Origin of the sequence: Curtobacterium aurantiacum (genome assembly GCF_018598555.1) — a bacterium.
Taxonomy (GTDB): Bacteria; Actinomycetota; Actinomycetes; order Actinomycetales; family Microbacteriaceae; genus Curtobacterium; species Curtobacterium aurantiacum.
The window spans coordinates 184,246-199,506 of record NZ_JAHEWN010000003.1 but is presented as its reverse complement, the minus strand read 5'-3'; the positions used below and the strand labels follow the sequence as shown (position 1 = coordinate 199,506).

At 71.2% G+C, this 15,261-nt stretch carries 14 protein-coding genes; 11 read left to right on the top strand and 3 right to left on the bottom strand.

The window, feature by feature from the left end; all coding sequences use genetic code 11:
• Nucleotides 1–38: 38 nt before the first annotated feature.
• Nucleotides 39–995 (top strand): helix-turn-helix transcriptional regulator, encoded by a 957-nt coding sequence (locus KK087_RS04540; protein ID WP_214564334.1) that lies wholly within the window; start codon nucleotides 39–41, stop codon nucleotides 993–995.
• Here the strand turns inward: KK087_RS04540 and KK087_RS04535 are convergent, their stop codons facing one another.
• Nucleotides 996–2,069, bottom strand: a complete 1,074-nt coding sequence (locus tag KK087_RS04535; RefSeq protein ID WP_307859974.1) for an Abi family protein — start codon at nucleotides 2,067–2,069, stop codon at nucleotides 996–998.
• A 256-nt stretch (nucleotides 2,070–2,325) separates the two neighbouring features.
• On the opposite strand from KK087_RS04535, the gene kdpF reads away from it, so the two are divergent.
• The 7 genes from kdpF to KK087_RS04500 all read left to right on the top strand — a co-directional run bounded on the left by kdpF (nucleotide 2,326) and on the right by KK087_RS04500 (nucleotide 10,701).
• Nucleotides 2,326–2,415, top strand: a complete 90-nt coding sequence (kdpF, locus tag KK087_RS17815; protein WP_194629227.1) for a K(+)-transporting ATPase subunit F — start codon at nucleotides 2,326–2,328, stop codon at nucleotides 2,413–2,415.
• Nucleotides 2,415–4,097: a potassium-transporting ATPase subunit KdpA gene (gene kdpA, locus KK087_RS04525; RefSeq protein WP_214564333.1), complete on the top strand. Its 1,683-nt coding sequence runs from the start codon at nucleotides 2,415–2,417 to the stop codon at nucleotides 4,095–4,097. The genes kdpF and kdpA overlap by 1 nt, the downstream gene beginning before the upstream one ends.
• A complete protein-coding gene (gene kdpB / locus KK087_RS04520) occupies nucleotides 4,094–6,190 on the top strand; it encodes a potassium-transporting ATPase subunit KdpB (protein WP_214564332.1) in 2,097 nt (698 codons plus the stop codon). Before kdpA ends, kdpB begins: the two co-directional genes overlap by 4 nt.
• Before the next feature lie 2 nt (nucleotides 6,191–6,192).
• A complete protein-coding gene (gene kdpC / locus KK087_RS04515; RefSeq protein WP_214543397.1) occupies nucleotides 6,193–6,792 on the top strand; it encodes a potassium-transporting ATPase subunit KdpC in 600 nt (199 codons plus the stop codon).
• A 121-nt stretch (nucleotides 6,793–6,913) separates the two neighbouring features.
• Nucleotides 6,914–9,406 carry an ATP-binding protein gene (locus KK087_RS04510; protein WP_214564331.1) on the top strand — a complete coding sequence of 831 codons (2,493 nt, stop codon included), beginning with the start codon at nucleotides 6,914–6,916 and terminating at the stop codon, nucleotides 9,404–9,406.
• Nucleotides 9,403–10,086 (top strand): response regulator, encoded by a 684-nt coding sequence (locus KK087_RS04505; protein WP_214564330.1) that lies wholly within the window; start codon nucleotides 9,403–9,405, stop codon nucleotides 10,084–10,086. Before KK087_RS04510 ends, KK087_RS04505 begins: the two co-directional genes overlap by 4 nt.
• A 96-nt stretch (nucleotides 10,087–10,182) precedes the next feature.
• Nucleotides 10,183–10,701, top strand: a complete 519-nt coding sequence (locus KK087_RS04500) for a type II toxin-antitoxin system RelB family anti-toxin (protein WP_111045873.1) — start codon at nucleotides 10,183–10,185, stop codon at nucleotides 10,699–10,701.
• Here the strand turns inward: KK087_RS04500 and KK087_RS04495 are convergent.
• On the bottom strand, nucleotides 10,685–11,530 hold the full coding sequence (locus KK087_RS04495) for a helix-turn-helix transcriptional regulator (RefSeq protein ID WP_071406217.1): 846 nt from the start codon (nucleotides 11,528–11,530) through the stop codon (nucleotides 10,685–10,687). The genes KK087_RS04500 and KK087_RS04495 overlap by 17 nt on opposite strands.
• 110 nt (nucleotides 11,531–11,640) lie before the next feature.
• On the opposite strand from KK087_RS04495, the gene hxlB reads away from it, so the two are divergent.
• From hxlB to KK087_RS04480, 3 genes are all read left to right on the top strand, one after another.
• Nucleotides 11,641–12,204 carry a 6-phospho-3-hexuloisomerase gene (hxlB, locus tag KK087_RS04490; protein WP_027466792.1) on the top strand — a complete coding sequence of 188 codons (564 nt, stop codon included), beginning with the start codon at nucleotides 11,641–11,643 and terminating at the stop codon, nucleotides 12,202–12,204.
• Nucleotides 12,205–12,215: 11 nt separating this feature from the next.
• A complete protein-coding gene (gene hxlA, locus KK087_RS04485) occupies nucleotides 12,216–12,839 on the top strand; it encodes a 3-hexulose-6-phosphate synthase (RefSeq protein ID WP_110859441.1) in 624 nt (207 codons plus the stop codon).
• Between the two features lie 127 nt (nucleotides 12,840–12,966).
• Entirely contained in the window at nucleotides 12,967–13,689 is a 723-nt protein-coding gene (locus KK087_RS04480; RefSeq protein WP_214543392.1) for an alpha/beta hydrolase, read from the top strand.
• A 72-nt stretch (nucleotides 13,690–13,761) separates the two neighbouring features.
• Here KK087_RS04480 and KK087_RS04475 read toward each other — a convergent pair whose 3' ends face one another.
• Nucleotides 13,762–15,120 carry an APC family permease gene (locus KK087_RS04475; RefSeq protein WP_214564329.1) on the bottom strand — a complete coding sequence of 453 codons (1,359 nt, stop codon included), beginning with the start codon at nucleotides 15,118–15,120 and terminating at the stop codon, nucleotides 13,762–13,764.
• Between the last annotated feature and the right edge of the window lie 141 nt (nucleotides 15,121–15,261).

The window sequence follows — 15,261 nt, the reverse complement described above, 5'->3', positions numbered from 1 at the left end:
GTCAGGTCGTGTCCGCTTCTCGGACGAAGATGGACGCCATGGCCGGACCCTCCGCACGGATGCTCGCGCTGCTCTCCCTGCTCCAGGTGCACCGCGACTGGCCGGGCGACGAACTCGCCGGGCGGCTCGAGGTGAGTCCCCGCACCGTCCGCCGCGACGTCGATCGGCTCCGCGGGCTCGGGTACCGGGTCGAGGCGCTCCGCGGGCCCGCTGGCGGCTACCGGCTCGAGGCGGGCTCCGACCTGCCCCCGCTGCTCTTCGACGACGACCAGGCGGTGGCGATCGCCCTGGCGCTCGCCGTGGCGCCGGCCTCGGGGGCGGACGTCGCCGAGTCGGCAGCCCGCGCCCTGGCGACCGTCCGGCAGGTGATGCCCGCGCGGCTGCGGTCCCGGGTCGACGCGGTGCAGGCCGTGACCGCGACGAGCCGGACCACGACCGACCCTGACGTCCTGGTGGCGGTGAGCGAGGCCGTCCACCTGCAGGAGGTGTTCCGCTTCGGCTACGGCGAGGACGAGACCCCGCGCCGGGTGGAACCGCACGCCGTCGTCGCCCGGAACGGTCGCTGGTACCTGCTCGACTGGGATGCCGACCGCGACGACTGGCGCACCCACCGCATCGACCGGATCACGCCGCGGATGCGCACCCGTGTCCCCTTCACGCCGCGACCGATCCCCGGTGGCGATGCGGCCGCGTTCGTGTCCGCGCGGTTCAAGGGGTCGGCGGTCGACGACGTGTGGCCGTGCACCGGTTCGGTGACCACGACGGCGGGCGATGCGCGGCGGATCGCGCCGTACCTGCCCGAGGACGCCGTGGTCGAGCCGCTCGAGGACGACTGGGTCAGCGTCACCCTCGGATCGTGGTCGTGGGATGGGCTCGCCGGCGTGGTCGCGGGACTTGCGGTCGACTTCGTCGTCGTGGGTCCGGACGAGCTCGTCGAGGCCGTGGCCGACCTCGTCGACCGGTTGCGCTCGGCCGGCACGCGGGGACCAGCGTGATCAGTGGCGACCGGTCCAGAGCGCGTGGTCCAGCCAACCGGCACCGACACCCATCGACGAGAGATCGACGTGTTCGTTGCTCGGGAAGGCCCCGAGGAGAGCGGCCACGCGCTCGGCCCAGTCGTGGTCGGACGGGATCGACCTGAGGAGGTAGGCCATCACCGCCATGGTGTTGTAGACACCGAACTGCTTCGGCGCATCGGTTCCCGAGAGATGTGCGAGGAGCGGTACAGCACCGGACCTCGGCCGTTTCGGGACCACGACCAACTTCCGGTTGAACAGACGCGCATGGTGTGCTGCGACGTTCCGGACGTAGTTGACCGAGGCGAGCCAGCTCAGCATCGTCTTCTTGGTCGGGACGCCGAACTCTCGGGCGATCCGGGTGGCGACGTCGTTACGGAGTCCGCCGTACAGCCGAGCGAGGTGTCCCAGCTCGAGGATTTCGGTGAGCGCCCAGATGGGCATCCGGTCGTCGTACTTGGTGCGGAAGTGGGCAACGAACGATTCATCCGAGGAATCCTGCCGTTCGCGGACGCGCTGCAGCCAAGCAGTGTGCGGGCTGGAGCCATCGGACGCATCGGCCCGGTGCGCGGTGAACGCCTCGGTGAAGAGCGACACGTCTTCATGGGCGAAGGGGGCGTGCTCCCCGAGGACGTGGCCTACCTGGGTCCGAACGGCCACCTCGATCCGCTCGACACCTTCGATCACCAGGAGCCGGAGACTCCGATCGAAGACGATGAGCGCTTCGGCTGCGGCGAGTTCCGTCCCTGCCCGGTACCGGTCCTGGACCTCGATGCGCCGACGGCCGTCGTCGTCGTCGATCTCGAACGAGGATTCACGGAAGGGATAGAGGTATCCGGTGAGGCGGTAGTAGCCGACTTCGCGCAGCACCGAGCCCGCGACGCCCCGATCACCGATGCGGACTCCCTTGGAAGCCAGCTTCTCGATCTGCTCACCGATCGAGAGCCACGGCTTCACGTACTCCATGCGCCCCCCCGAGACAAGAAAATCGGCCCGAGCCGTGAGGCGAGCGGGCCGATCGTGATGCCGAAACTCTACCAGGATCCGCGTCACGGGATCGAGCGCTCTCCACAGGCGTTAGGAGCGTGCATGCGTCCGCCAGGGCGGCGTCAGGGATCCGTTAGGAGCGGTCTGGAGGCCCGGCGCAGGACCCAACATCGGTTCGGCACCACAAGTGGTGCCGGTCCGCGTCACCCGGCGCGGACACCGCAGACCTTCTGGAGTCCCTCGTGTTCGACGTGTTCGTCGTCGCCGGTGTCCTCGCCGTGTTCGGCGTGGTGGCACTGATCGCCAAGGGGGTGGAACGGCTGTGATCGGCATCACCATCGCGGCCGCCGTCCTCGGTGTCGCCGCAGTCGTGTACCTCGTCTGGGCGCTCGTGCGTCCGGAGCGCTTCTAGTGGGCGCCGCGGACGTCTGTGCGGGCATCGCCCAGGTCGCCACCCTCGTCCTGCTGCTCGTCGTCGCCTACCGACCCGTCGGCGACTGGATGGCGAAGGTCTTCACGCCCGTCCGGCACAACCGCGTCGAGCGCGGGGTCTACCGCCTGATCGGGGTCGACCCCGACGCCGAGCAGTCCTGGCCCGTGTACCTGCGCGGCGTGCTGCTCTTCAGCGTCGCCGGGCTCCTGCTCGTCTACCTGCTGCAGCGCATCCAGGTCGTCCTGCCCGGCGACCTCGGGCTGCCGGCCGTCGGACCCTCGCTCGCGTTCAACACCGCGGCGTCGTTCGTCGCGAACACGAACTGGCAGTCCTACTCGCCCGAGGCCACCGTCGGCTACGCGGTGCAGATGGCCGGGCTCGCGGTGCAGAACTTCCTGTCCGCCGCCGTCGGGCTCGCGGTCGCCGTGGCCCTGGTGCGCGGGTTCGCCCGTCGGAAGTCCGGCACGCTCGGCAACGTCTGGGTGGACGTCGTCCGCGGCGTCGGCCGGCTGCTGCTGCCGGGGGCGTTCGTCTTCGCGATCGTGCTCGTCGCCGGCGGGGTCGTCCAGTCGTGGGGGAGCGGCACCGACGTCACCACGCTCATCGGCGGAACGCAGCACATCCCGGACGGGTTCGTCGCCTCGCAGGAGGCGATCAAGGAACTCGGCACGAACGGTGGCGGCTACTTCAACGCGAACTCGGCGCACCCGTTCGAGAACCCGCAGGCGTGGACGAACCTCGTCGAGATCTTCCTGATGCTCGTCATCCCGTTCTCGCTGCCGCGCACCTTCGGCCGCCTGGTCGGCGACGACCGCCAGGGCTACGCGATCCTCGCCGTGATGGGCGCGATCTTCCTCGTGTCGCTCTCGGTCATGTCGATCGCCGAACTCGGCGGAGCCGGTGTCGCCACGCACGCCGCGGGCGCCGCGATGGAGGGCAAGGAGACCCGTTTCGGGATCCTCGGCACGACGCTCTTCGGGACGACGTCGACCGCCACCTCGACCGGTGCGGTGAACGGCATGTTCGACAGCTTCACGCCGATCGGCGGGATGATGGCGATGCTCAACATGATGCTCGGCGAGGTCACCCCCGGCGGCGTCGGCTCCGGCCTGTACGGCATGCTCGTGCTCGCCGTCATCACGGTGTTCATCGGCGGCCTGCTGGTCGGTCGCACCCCGGAGTACCTCGGCAAGAAGATCCGCGCCAAGGAGATGACGTTCGCGGCGCTGTACATCCTCGTCACGCCGACGCTCGTGCTCCTCGCCACCGCCCTCTCGCTCGTGATCCCCGGGGTCCGCGAACAGGTGCTCGGGACGTCGATCTTCAACCCCGGCAACCACGGGTTGTCCGAGTTGCTCTACGCCTTCACCTCGGGCGCGAACAACAACGGGTCGGCCTTCGGCGGGCTCACCGCGAACACGACGTGGATGAACTCCGCGCTCGGTGTCGTGATGCTGCTCGGTCGCTTCCTGCCGATGGTGTTCGTCCTGGCGCTCGCCGGGTCCCTCGCCGCCCAGGACCGGGTGCCCGAGACCGTCGGCACGCTGCCCACCCACCGCCCGCTCTTCATCGGGCTGCTCGGCGGCGTCGCCGTCATCGTCACCGCACTCACCTACTTCCCGGTGCTCGCACTGGGTCCGCTCGCAGAAGGACTGTCATGACCATCGTGACCTCCGAGCACGAGGCGACCACCGCCTCCAGGCCGGCCACCCGCTCGTCCGCATTCGGACCCCGCCAACTGGTGGCGGGCCTCCCGGGAGCCCTGCGGAAACTCGATCCGCGACTCATGTGGCGGAACCCCGTCATGTTCATCGTCGAGGTCGGCGCGGCGCTGACGACGGTGGCCGCCGTCGTCGAGCCGTCCGCGTTCACCATCGCGATCGCCGTGTGGCTCTGGCTCACCGTCGTCTTCGCCAACCTGGCGGAGTCGGTCGCCGAGGGCCGCGGCAAGGCGCAGGCCGACACCCTGCGGAAGACCCGCTCGACCACGAGCGCCCGCCGGGTGCTCGGGTTCGCGACGACCGACGCGGCCGCGACCGGCAACGAGACCGAGGAGGTCGCGTCCGTCGACCTGGCGAAGGGCGACGTGGTCGTGGTCGTCGCCGGCGAGGTCATCCCCGGCGATGGCGACGTCATCGACGGCATCGCGTCGGTCGACGAGTCGGCCGTCACGGGTGAGTCCGCGCCGGTCATCCGCGAGTCCGGCGGTGACCGCAGTGCGGTCACCGGCGGCACCCGGGTGCTGTCGGACCGGATCGTGGTGCGCATCACCTCGACCCCGGGCGAGACCTTCATCGACCGGATGATCCGCCTGGTCGAGGGCGCGGCACGGCAGAAGACCCCGAACGAGATCGCGCTGAACATCCTGCTCGCCTCGCTCTCGATCGTGTTCGTGATCGTCTGCCTGACGATGCAGCCCATCGCGGGACTCGTCGGCGCGACCGTCAGTGTGCCGGTGCTCATCGCCCTGCTCGTCTGCCTCATCCCGACCACCATCGGGGCCCTGCTCTCCGCCATCGGCATCGCCGGCATGGACCGGCTCGTGCAGCACAACGTGCTCGCGATGTCGGGCCGCGCGGTCGAGGCCGCCGGAGACATCACGACGCTGCTGCTCGACAAGACCGGCACGATCACCTACGGCAACCGCCGGGCGTCGCGTGTGGTGCCGGTGCCGGGCGTGACGACCGCCGACCTGCTCGAGGCGGCGGCGCTGTCGAGTGCCGCCGACAGCACCCCGGAAGGACGCTCGATCGTCGACCTGGCGCGCGAGGACGGAGCCGCCGTGGGCCTGCCGGACGGAGCCGTCGAGGTGCCGTTCACGGCGCAGACGCGCATGTCCGGTCTCGACCTGCCGGACGGGTCGCAGATCCGGAAGGGCGCTGCTGCGGCAGTGCTCGCCTGGGCGGACACCACCGAAGCCGGTGTAGTGTCGGCCATCGACGCGACCGTCGCGGAGATCTCCGATCAGGGCGGCACCCCGCTCGTCGTCGGGCGTCGCTCCTCGACCGGCGCGGTCACGCTGCTCGGTGTCGTGCACCTGAAGGACGTCGTGAAGGACGGCATGGCGTCGCGGTTCGCCGAGCTCCGGTCGATGGGCATCCGCACGGTGATGATCACCGGCGACAACCCCCGCACCGCTGCCGCCATCGCCCACGAGGCCGGCGTCGACGACTTCCTCGCCGAGGCCACGCCGGAGGACAAGCTCGCCTACATCAAGCGCGAGCAGGAGGGCGGCAACCTCGTCGCCATGACCGGTGACGGCACCAATGACGCCCCGGCCCTGGCGCAGGCGGACGTCGGCGTCGCGATGAACACCGGCACGACGGCGGCGAAGGAGGCGGGCAACATGGTCGACCTCGACTCCGACCCGACCAAGCTCATCGACGTCGTCCGCATCGGCAAGCAGCTGCTCATCACCCGCGGTGCCCTGACCACCTTCTCCATCGCCAACGACGTCGCGAAGTACTTCGCGATCATCCCGGCGATGTTCCAGGCGGCCTTCCCCGGGCTCGCGGCGCTCAACATCATGGGGCTGCACAGCCCGTCGTCCGCCATCCTGTCGGCTGTCATCTTCAACGCGCTCGTCATCGTTGCGCTCATCCCGCTGTCCCTGCGCGGCGTCAAGTACCGCGCGGCCGCAGCGTCGTCGATCCTCGGCCGCAACCTGCTCGTCTACGGGCTGGGCGGCGTGGTCGTCCCCTTCATCGGCATCAAACTGATCGACCTCGTGGTCGGTCTCATCCCGGGGTTCTAGTCATGGCATCTGCACGTTCCACCTTCCGTTCCGCCGGTGTGGCCATCCGCCTCACCCTCGTCGCCACCGTCGTCCTGGGCGTCGGCTACCCGCTCGCTGTCTGGGGCGTCGGCCAGGCGGCGTTCCACGACCAGGCCAACGGCTCGATGGTCACGGACTCGTCCGGCGAGGTCGTCGGTTCCTCGCTGATCGGGCAGTCGTTCACGGGCGAGCAGGCGGACCGCTGGTTCCAGTCGCGGCCGTCCGCCGCCGGGGACGGGTACGACGCCGGGGCGTCCTCCGGCTCGAATCTCGGGCCGAACAACCCCGACCTGCTCAAGGCTGTGCAGGAACGCCGGGCGGCACTGGCAGAGGCCGACGGGGTCCCCGCCGCGCAGGTGCCCGCGGACGCGGTCACGGCGTCGGGTTCGGGCCTGGACCCGGACATCAGCCCCTCGTACGCGTCCCAGCAGGTGTCCCGTGTGGCGTCGGCACGGGGGTTGTCGGAGGACACCGTGCGGGCGCTCGTGCAGTCGCACACCGAGTCGCGGCAGCTCGGGTTCCTCGGTGAGCCCGTGGTGAACGTGCTCGCGCTGAACCTGGCGCTGGCGAAGGCGTCCTGACCGTGGGTGACCCCTCCGCAAGACACCGGTGCTCGCGCGTCGAACACCCGCAGACCGCGGTGCGACAGGTGAACACCGGTGTTTTGCGGGGAGCGGCCCCCCGACGCGAGAGGATGAGCACGTGAAGCGCGGGAAGCTGCGGGTCCTGCTCGGTGCGGCGCCCGGCGTCGGCAAGACCTACACGATGCTCGAAGAGGGGCGTCGGCTGCTCGACGAGGGTCGCGACGTGGTCGTCGCCGTCGTCGAGACGCACGAGCGCGCCGCCACCGCAGCACTGGTGAACGGGCTCGAGGTCGTCCCCCGACGCACCGTCTCGCACCGCGGTGTGGAGCTCGACGACCTCGACCTCGACGCCGTGATCGCCCGGGCCCCAGAGGTCGCGCTCGTCGACGAACTCGCGCACACGAACGCCCCCGGCAGCCCGAACGACAAGCGCTGGCAGGACGTCGAGGCGCTGCGGGACGCCGGCATCGACGTCATCTCGACCGTCAACGTGCAGCACATGCAGTCCCTCGGCGACGTGGTCCGCGAGATCACCGGCACCGTGCAGCGCGAGACCGTCCCCGACGCCGTGGTGCGTGCGGCCGACCAGATCGAGGTCGTCGACCTTGCCCCGGCAGCGTTGCGCGAGCGGCTCTCCGACGGACTCGTGTACCCGGCGGCCCGGATCGACGCCGCGCTGTCGAACTACTTCCGCCTCGGCAACCTCACCGCCCTGCGCGAGATCGCCCTCCTCTGGCTCGCCGACGAGGTCGACGACGCGCTCAAGGCCTACCGCGCCGAGCACGGCATCGAGCACCGGTGGGAGACCCGGGAGCGCGTGCTCGTCGCCCTGACCGGCGGCCCCGAGGGTGAGACCCTGCTGCGCCGCGGCGCGCGCATCGCCGCCCGCAGCGCCGGCGGTGAGCTCGCCGCCGTGCACGTCACGACGAACGACGGCCTGCGCGAGCGGCACCCCGGTGCGCTCGGCAAGCAGCGGACCCTGCTCGAGCAGCTGGGCGGCACCTACCACCAGGTCGTCGGCGACGACGTGCCGAGCACCCTCGTGCGCTTCGCGCGGTCGATCGACGCCACCCAGATCGTGATCGGGGTGAGCCGTCGCAGTCGCCTCGCGGCCGCCATGACCGGCCCGGGCATCGGCAACACCGTGATCCGCGAGTCCGGCGACATCGACGTGCACGTCGTCACGCACGAGCGGGCCGGCGGCGGGATCACCCTGCCCAAGCTCGGCGGCAGCCTGTCCCGCGGGCGGGTGGTCGCCGCGTTCGTGCTCTCGGTCCTGGTCGGGCCACTGCTCACGTGGGTGCTCTCGATCGGCAGCGACCCGGACGCCATCACGGTGGACGTCCTGGCGTACCAGCTGCTCGTGCTCGTCGTCGCGCTCGTGGGCGGGATGTGGCCGGCGGTGTTCACGGCCGTGCTGTCCGGACTGAGCCTCGACTACTTCTTCGTGCAACCCCTCTACATGGTCACCGTCCAGCAGCCGTGGCACCTGTTCGCCCTGGTCATGTACGTGATCAGTGCGGTGCTGGTCAGCTTCGTGGTCGACCGGTCCGCCCGTCGATCGCGTGCAGCCCGCCGTGCTTCGGCCGAGTCCGGGCTCCTGATGGGCATCGCCGGCAGCGTGCTCCGTGGCGACGACGCCCTGCAGGCACTGCTCGACCGCACACGAGAGGCGTTCGGCTTCGCCGGCGTCCGGATCCGCCAGGGCGACGAGGTGCCGGCCACTTCCGGTGAGTTCGGCGCGACGCCGGACGCGTCGACGACGCTGGCGTCCGGTGCCGTGCTCGAGTTCGCCGGGGCGCCTGACGACCCGACCCAGCGCCGACTGCTGCGGGTCGTCGAGCAGCAGCTCGACGCCGCCGTCGAGCACCGCGAGCTGACCCGCACCGCCGTCGGCGCCGAACGCATCGCCGCCGCCGACCGGGTCCGCAGCGCGCTGCTCGCGGCCGTCGGCCACGACGTGCGCCGCCCCATCGCAGCGGCCTCCGCCGCCGTGCAGACGCTGCGTGCGCCCGACATCGACCTGTCACGGGCCGACCGGGAGGCGCTGCTCGCGACCGCCGACGAGAGCCTCGGTCAGCTGGCGGTGCTGTTGGCAGACCTGTTGGACGTCAGCCGCGTGCAGGCCGGTGTCCTCGCGGTCACCCCGGCGTCGATCGCGCTCGAGACGGTGGTCGCTCCCGCGCTCGACGAGCTGGAGCTCGGCCCGGACGACGTCGACCTCGACCTGCCCGCCGACCTGCCGCCCGTGCTCGCCGACCCGGTCCTGCTGCAGCGGGTCGTCGTGAACCTGCTCGCGAACGCCGCCCGGTACGCACCGGACGGCACCCACGTCCGGGTCGCGGCCAGCGCATTCGCCGGCGGGGTCGAGCTCCGCGTCGCCGACCACGGCCCCGGGATCCCCGAGGACCGCCGCGACGAGGTGTTCCAGCCGTTCCAGCGGCTCGGCGACACCGACAACGAGACCGGCCTCGGCCTCGGCCTGGCCCTGGCGCGCGGGTTCACCGAGGGCATGGGCGGCACGATCGAGGTCGACGACACCCCGGGCGGTGGGCTCACCGTCGTGGTGCGGCTGCCGATCGCCGGGCACGTGGGAGTGGAGATCCGATGAAGGTCCTGATCGCCGACGACGACGCGCAGCTCGTCCGCGCGCTCTCGGTGACGCTCTCGGCGCGCGGGTACGCCGTCGTCACGGCACGGGACGGCCGCGAGGCGATCGACGCCGTCATCACCGAGCGCCCCGACCTGGTGCTGCTCGACCTCGGCATGCCCCGGCTCGACGGCATCGGGGTGCTCGAGGGCGTCCGGGCCTGGTCGCAGGTGCCGGTCCTCGTGCTCTCCGGGCGAACCGACTCGTCCGACAAGGTCGACGCGCTCGACGCCGGTGCCGACGACTACGTGACGAAGCCGTTCCAGATGGACGAGCTCCTCGCCCGGTTGCGGGCACTCGGACGGCGGCGGGTGGTGGCGTCGGAGGAGACCCCGACGATCGCGATCGGTCCGCTGCTCGTCGACCTCGTGGCGAAGCAGGTCACCCCGGCCGAGGGTCCCGCGATCCGCCTGACGCCCACCGAGTGGCGCCTGCTCGAGGTCCTGGTCACGAACCCCGACCGGCTGATGACCCGCGAGATGCTGTTGACGGAGGTCTGGGGGCCGACGCACGGCAACGACTCCGGGTACCTGCGGCTGTACATGGCGCAGCTGCGGCGGAAGCTCGAGCCCGACCCCGCGCACCCGCGTTACCTGGTGACGGAGTCCGGCATGGGCTACCGCTTCGCCCCCGGAGCGTAGGAACCCGCCGCTGTCGGGGGACTGGCGGGAAGCTGTCGTGTCGGTGGCGGGTCCCTGTCGTGGTGCGCGGTTCCGCGGTTCCCTACTGTTCAGGACATGAACGAGATGCGGATCGGTGAACTCCGACGACTGCGGGGCTGGACCCAGGAACGACTGGCCGAGACGAGCGGCATCGCCGTGCGGACGGTGCAACGGATGGAGAGCGGCAACGACGCGAGCCTCGAGTCGCTGTCCGCGGTGGCCACGGCCCTCGAGGTCCCCGTGCGCGACCTGTTCGCCACCGAGGAGCCGGCGTCGCTCGACCCCGGGGTGCGCGGGCTCGACGAGCGCGCCGAGCGGGAGCAGGCGCAGCGCGACGCTGCTTCGCGCGGCTGGCAGTACCTGTACTCCGGTGTCGGCATCGTCGTGACGCTCGGCACCCTGGCGCTCATCGGTTCGCGCATCTGGCCGGGTGCCGCGATCTTCGTCATCCCCATCTACTGGGCGGGTGGGCGGCTGCTCTCGCAGTTCCTGATGGCGACCGTCGTCGAGCCCGCGCTCGACCGTCGGTACCCGTTGTCGCGGTCTCGTCGGGACGCCTCGTCGCGGTCCCGTCGCTTCACGCCCGGGAACTGAACGCCGCGAGCTCCGCCCGGGTCCGGGCGCCGTGCTTCCGGAGCAGGTTCGCCACGTGGTACTTCACGGTGTTGACGCTGATGCCGAGCCCCTCGGCGATCTCCCGGTTGCCGACCCCCGTCGCCACGAGCCGCAGGACGTCGCGCTCCCGCGGGGTCAGGTCGCCGTCGTCGACCGCGTCCACCTCGGTCGGCCGCGGGTCGAGCGGCAGTGAGATGTCGAGCACGGACCCCCAGCCGGGCGTGCTCGCGACCTGCACCCGCCCGTCGAGCGTGACGACCCGCTCCGCGATCGGCCGCATGGCGTCGTCGTGCACGTCGAGCGTCCCGGAGCCGTCGTCGCGGAGCTGCATGAGCAGGTTCCGGCCGTCGCAGTCCCACTGGATGCGCACCCGCTTCGCCGCACCGTCGTCGACCAGGGCGAGCACCGCGGTCCGGACGATCGCCCGGGCCGCGTGGGCGACGTCACCCGGGAGCGCACGGCCGGTGGCCGGCGGCTCGACGAACTGCACGTCGAGGTCCCCGAAGCGCACGAGCGGCCGCAGGTCGGCGCGCAACCGCGAGAACGCGCCGGTGACGGGTTCGAGCAGGGTGCTCCGCTGCTGATCGGTCACGGTGCGCAGGTCGACGAGGGCGGCCGAGGCGATCTCGACGGCCTCGGCCCTGGCGGCCGCGTCGGTGACCCGCGACGACCGGAGCACGGCGAGGACGGACTCGAGGGTCAGCGCGTGCCGGTCCGCCTGCTCGGCGACCGTGCGGGCGTGCTCGGCGGCCGCGAGCCGGATGGCGGAGCCGCCCCGGGCCTCCAGGGTGTCGACCGATGCGTCCATGGACGCGACGGTACCCGTCCCACCCGAGCGGACGGGCCCACCCGATGGGATGGGGTCCCTGCCGGGGCGGGTAGCGGCGTGCCGAGGCGCGCGACGGAAGGATCGAGGGCATGGCAGCAACCACCGTCTCCGCAGCGCTCGACCTGGTCGTCCGCGAGGTCGGCGACCTGGCGGCCCGCCTCGACGATGCCCCGGCCCAGCGCGCACTCGACCTGATCGAGGGCGCCGACCGGGTGTTCGTCCACGGCGCCGGTCGCTCCGGACTCGCCCTCCGCATGACCGCGATGCGCCTCATGCACCTCGGCCTCGACGCGCACGTCGTCGGCGAGGTCACCACCCCGGCCATCCGTCCGGGTGACCTGCTCCTCGTCGCGAGCGGCTCCGGTACGACCACCGGCATCGTGCAGGCCGCGCGCACCGCGCACGAGGTCGGCGCATCCGTCGTGGCGCTCTCGACCACCGACGACTCCCCGCTCTCCGAGCTGGCGGACGTCACGATCGTGCTGCCCGCCGCGACGAAGACCGACCGCTCCGGCACCGCCTCGGCCCAGTACGCCGGTGGCCTCTTCGAACAGGCCGTCGCCCTGGTGGGCGACGCCGTGTTCCACGCCCTGTGGGCCCGAGGCGGGCAGTCCGCCGACGACCTCTGGCCCCGTCACGCCAACCTCGAATGAAAGGCACACCCATGCAGCTCCAGTTCGCCATGGACACCCTGACCACCGAAGCCGCCCTCGAGCTCGCCGCCGCGGCCGCGCCGCACGTCGACGTCCTCGAGCTCGGCACGCCCCTGATCAAGAGCGCCGGCCTGTCCGCCGTCACCGCGATCAAGGAAGCACACCCCGACAAGATCGTGTTCGCCGACCTCAAGACCATGGACGCCGGTGAGCTCGAGGCCGACATCGCCTTCTCGGCCGGTGCCGACCTGGTCACCGTCCTCGGTGTCGCCGGCGACTCGACGATCGTCGGCGCCGTCAAGGCCGCGAAGAAGCACGGCAAGGGCATCGTCGTCGACCTGATCGGCGTCTCCGACAAGGCCGCCCGTGCCCGCGAGGTCGTCGCGCTCGGCGCCGAGTTCGTCGAGGTCCACGCCGGGCTCGACGAGCAGGCGGAAGAGGGCTTCACGTTCGGGGCCCTGCTCGACGCCGGCAAGGAGTCGGGCGTCCCGTTCTCGATCGCGGGCGGCGTGAACGCGTCCTCGGTCGCCTCGGTGCAGGAGGCCGGTGCCCGCATCGCCGTCGCCGGCAGCGCGATCTACAGCGCTTCGGACGTCGGCGCAGCAGCCGCCGAGATCCGCGCCGCCATCAAGTAGCGCGTCACGGTCGCCCCACCTCGGGCGACATCGTGAGCAGGAATGGTCGGGTGTGCACGTCGCACCCGACCATTCCTGCTCACGAAGCGAACGACACTGAGGCCCTCATGCGCCGTACGGTGGCCCCATGAACCGAGCACTGCGCTGGACCACCTGGATCGTCGCCGTCGTCGTGCTGATCGCGGTGGTGTTCCTCGTCTGGGCGCACATCGTGATGCAGGGCACCCGCGGTGCGGCGCTGCAGGTCTGGCGCGACGACCGGATCGCGGTCCGCGATGCCGGTGACTCGGTGGTGATGACCCCGACCGGCCAGGCCGACGGCGTCGGGATCGTGTTCATCCCCGGCGCGAAGGTCGATCCGTACGCCTACATGGCCACGTTCCGGCAGGTGGTCGCCAACGGCACGACGGTGGTCATCACGAAGCCGACGCTGAACCTCGCGTTCTTCGACACGCGGCCGCTCGCCACGTTCGAGGCCCACGCCCCCTCGGTCACACGCTGGGCGGTCGGCGGGCACTCCCTCGGCGGGGTCCGTGCGTGCCAGCTCGCCGAGGACGCCGACGGCCTGCTGCTGTTCGGCAGCTACTGCGCGAACGACATCAGCCGCTCGTACATCGACGTGCTGAGCGTCTCCGGTTCGCGTGACGGCCTGTCGACGCCGGCCAAGGTCGACGCCGCGCGGGACCGGTTGCCGTCCACCGCGACCATGACCGAGATCCAGGGGGCGAACCACGCCGACTTCGGCGCCTACGGCGACCAGCCGGGCGATCGCACGGCGACCATCAGCCGTGCGGAGGCCCGCCAGCAGATCTCGGACTCGGTCGAGACCTGGGTGCGCGATCTGCGCTGACCACGCGTGCTGACCGGCGGACGCACCACGGGCCTCCAGACGGTCTGCCTGGAGGCCCGTGGTGCGTCGGCATCAGTGGATCACGCCCGCCTCGTGGTCGCGTCCCGAACGGCGCCCGGTGAACCGGGCGACGAAGTACAGCACCACGCCGACGGCGAGCAGGATCGCGGCGTAGAGCCAGACCTGACCGCTCTGCTGCGTGAGCAGCAGGATGCACGACAGCACCCCGAGCACCGGGACGAACGTCCAGACCCTGAAGTGGTCGTGCTCGACGTGGTCGCGGCGGAGCACCAGGACGGCGACGTTCGTGCTGATGAAGACGAAGAGCAGCAGGAGCACGACGGTCTCGGCCAGCACGCCCACATCACCGACCAGGGTGAGGAGCATCGCGACGACCGTGGTGGCGACGATGGCGGTCCACGGGGTCTTCCGGTTCGGCAGGACCTTCGCGAGCAGGGCGGGCAGGAGTCGCTGTTCGGCCATCCCGTACGTCACGCGACTCGACATGATCATCGTGAGCAGTGCGCCGTTCGCCACGGCGATCAGTGCGATGAGGCTGAACACCCAGTCGGGGATCGGGACGCCGGTCGCGGAGACGACGGCCAGGAGGGGACCGCTGGACTCGGACAGCTCGGACGCGGGGAGGGCGATGGAGCTGGCGAGCGCGACCAGGACGTAGACGACGCCGGCCGTGGCGAGGGCGCCGAACAGGGCCTTCGGGTAGACGCGGCGGGGTTCGCGGACCTCTTCCGCGATGTTCGCGGAGGTCTCGAAGCCGACGAACGAGTAGTAGGCGACGATCGCGGCGCTCAGGGTCGCGAGCGCGGGGTTCGCGTCGGCCGGGAACTCCCCGATGCGCGAGACGTCACCGCCACCGCCACCGAGCATCACCGCGACGACCACGATCACGATGACGAGGCCGGAGACCTCGATGATCGTCATCACGACGTTGCTCTTGAGGGAGTCGGAGATGCCGCGGGCGTTCAGGCACGCGATCAGGGCGAGGAACACGATCGCGGTGGGGACCGGCGGCAGGTCGACGAAGGTGCCGAGGTAGTCGCCGGCGAAGGCGAGCGACAGCCCGGCGGCGCTCGTGACACCGGCCGCGAGCATGCTGAAACCGACCAGGAACGAGACGATCGGCGACTTGTACGCGCGCTCGGCGAAGACCGCGGCGCCACCGGCCTTCGGGTACTTCGTCACCAGTTCGGCGTAGGAACCCGCGGTGAGCAGGGCCAGCAGCAGCGCGAGGACGAGCGGTGCCCAGAGAGCGCCGCCGACGTCCTTCGACAGGGTCCCCATCAGGGCGTAGATGCCGGCGCCGAGCACGTCGCCGAGGATGAAGAGGTACAGCAGCGGGCCGGTGATCGCCTGGCGGAGCTTCGACTGCGTGCCGTCGTGGGGTGGTGCGGCCGTGGTGTCGCTGGTCATGGTGGTGCCTTTCGTCCGGGTCAGCGTGCCGGTGCGTGTCTCCGAGCCCTCACAGGTGGACCGTGGTCGCCGGTGCTCCTCCACACCCGGGGGCGGGTGAACTCTCTCCACAGGGCGCAGCGCCTCCGGACGTGCTGACTG

What these genes read in the sequence shown, in the direction of transcription:
- KK087_RS04540 (WP_214564334.1), top strand. Translation starts at nt 39, where the DNA reads ATGGCCGGACCCTCCGCACGGATGCTCGCGCTGCTCTCCCTGCTCCAG.
- kdpB (WP_214564332.1), top strand. Translation starts at nt 4,094, where the DNA reads ATGACCATCGTGACCTCCGAGCACGAGGCGACCACCGCCTCCAGGCCG.
- kdpC (WP_214543397.1), top strand. Translation starts at nt 6,193, where the DNA reads ATGGCATCTGCACGTTCCACCTTCCGTTCCGCCGGTGTGGCCATCCGC.
- KK087_RS04505 (WP_214564330.1), top strand. Translation starts at nt 9,403, where the DNA reads ATGAAGGTCCTGATCGCCGACGACGACGCGCAGCTCGTCCGCGCGCTC.
- KK087_RS04500 (WP_111045873.1), top strand. Translation starts at nt 10,183, where the DNA reads ATGAACGAGATGCGGATCGGTGAACTCCGACGACTGCGGGGCTGGACC.
- KK087_RS04495 (WP_071406217.1), bottom strand. Translation starts at nt 11,530, where the DNA reads ATGGACGCATCGGTCGACACCCTGGAGGCCCGGGGCGGCTCCGCCATC.
- hxlB (WP_027466792.1), top strand. Translation starts at nt 11,641, where the DNA reads ATGGCAGCAACCACCGTCTCCGCAGCGCTCGACCTGGTCGTCCGCGAG.
- hxlA (WP_110859441.1), top strand. Translation starts at nt 12,216, where the DNA reads ATGCAGCTCCAGTTCGCCATGGACACCCTGACCACCGAAGCCGCCCTC.
- KK087_RS04480 (WP_214543392.1), top strand. Translation starts at nt 12,967, where the DNA reads ATGAACCGAGCACTGCGCTGGACCACCTGGATCGTCGCCGTCGTCGTG.
- KK087_RS04475 (WP_214564329.1), bottom strand. Translation starts at nt 15,120, where the DNA reads ATGACCAGCGACACCACGGCCGCACCACCCCACGACGGCACGCAGTCG.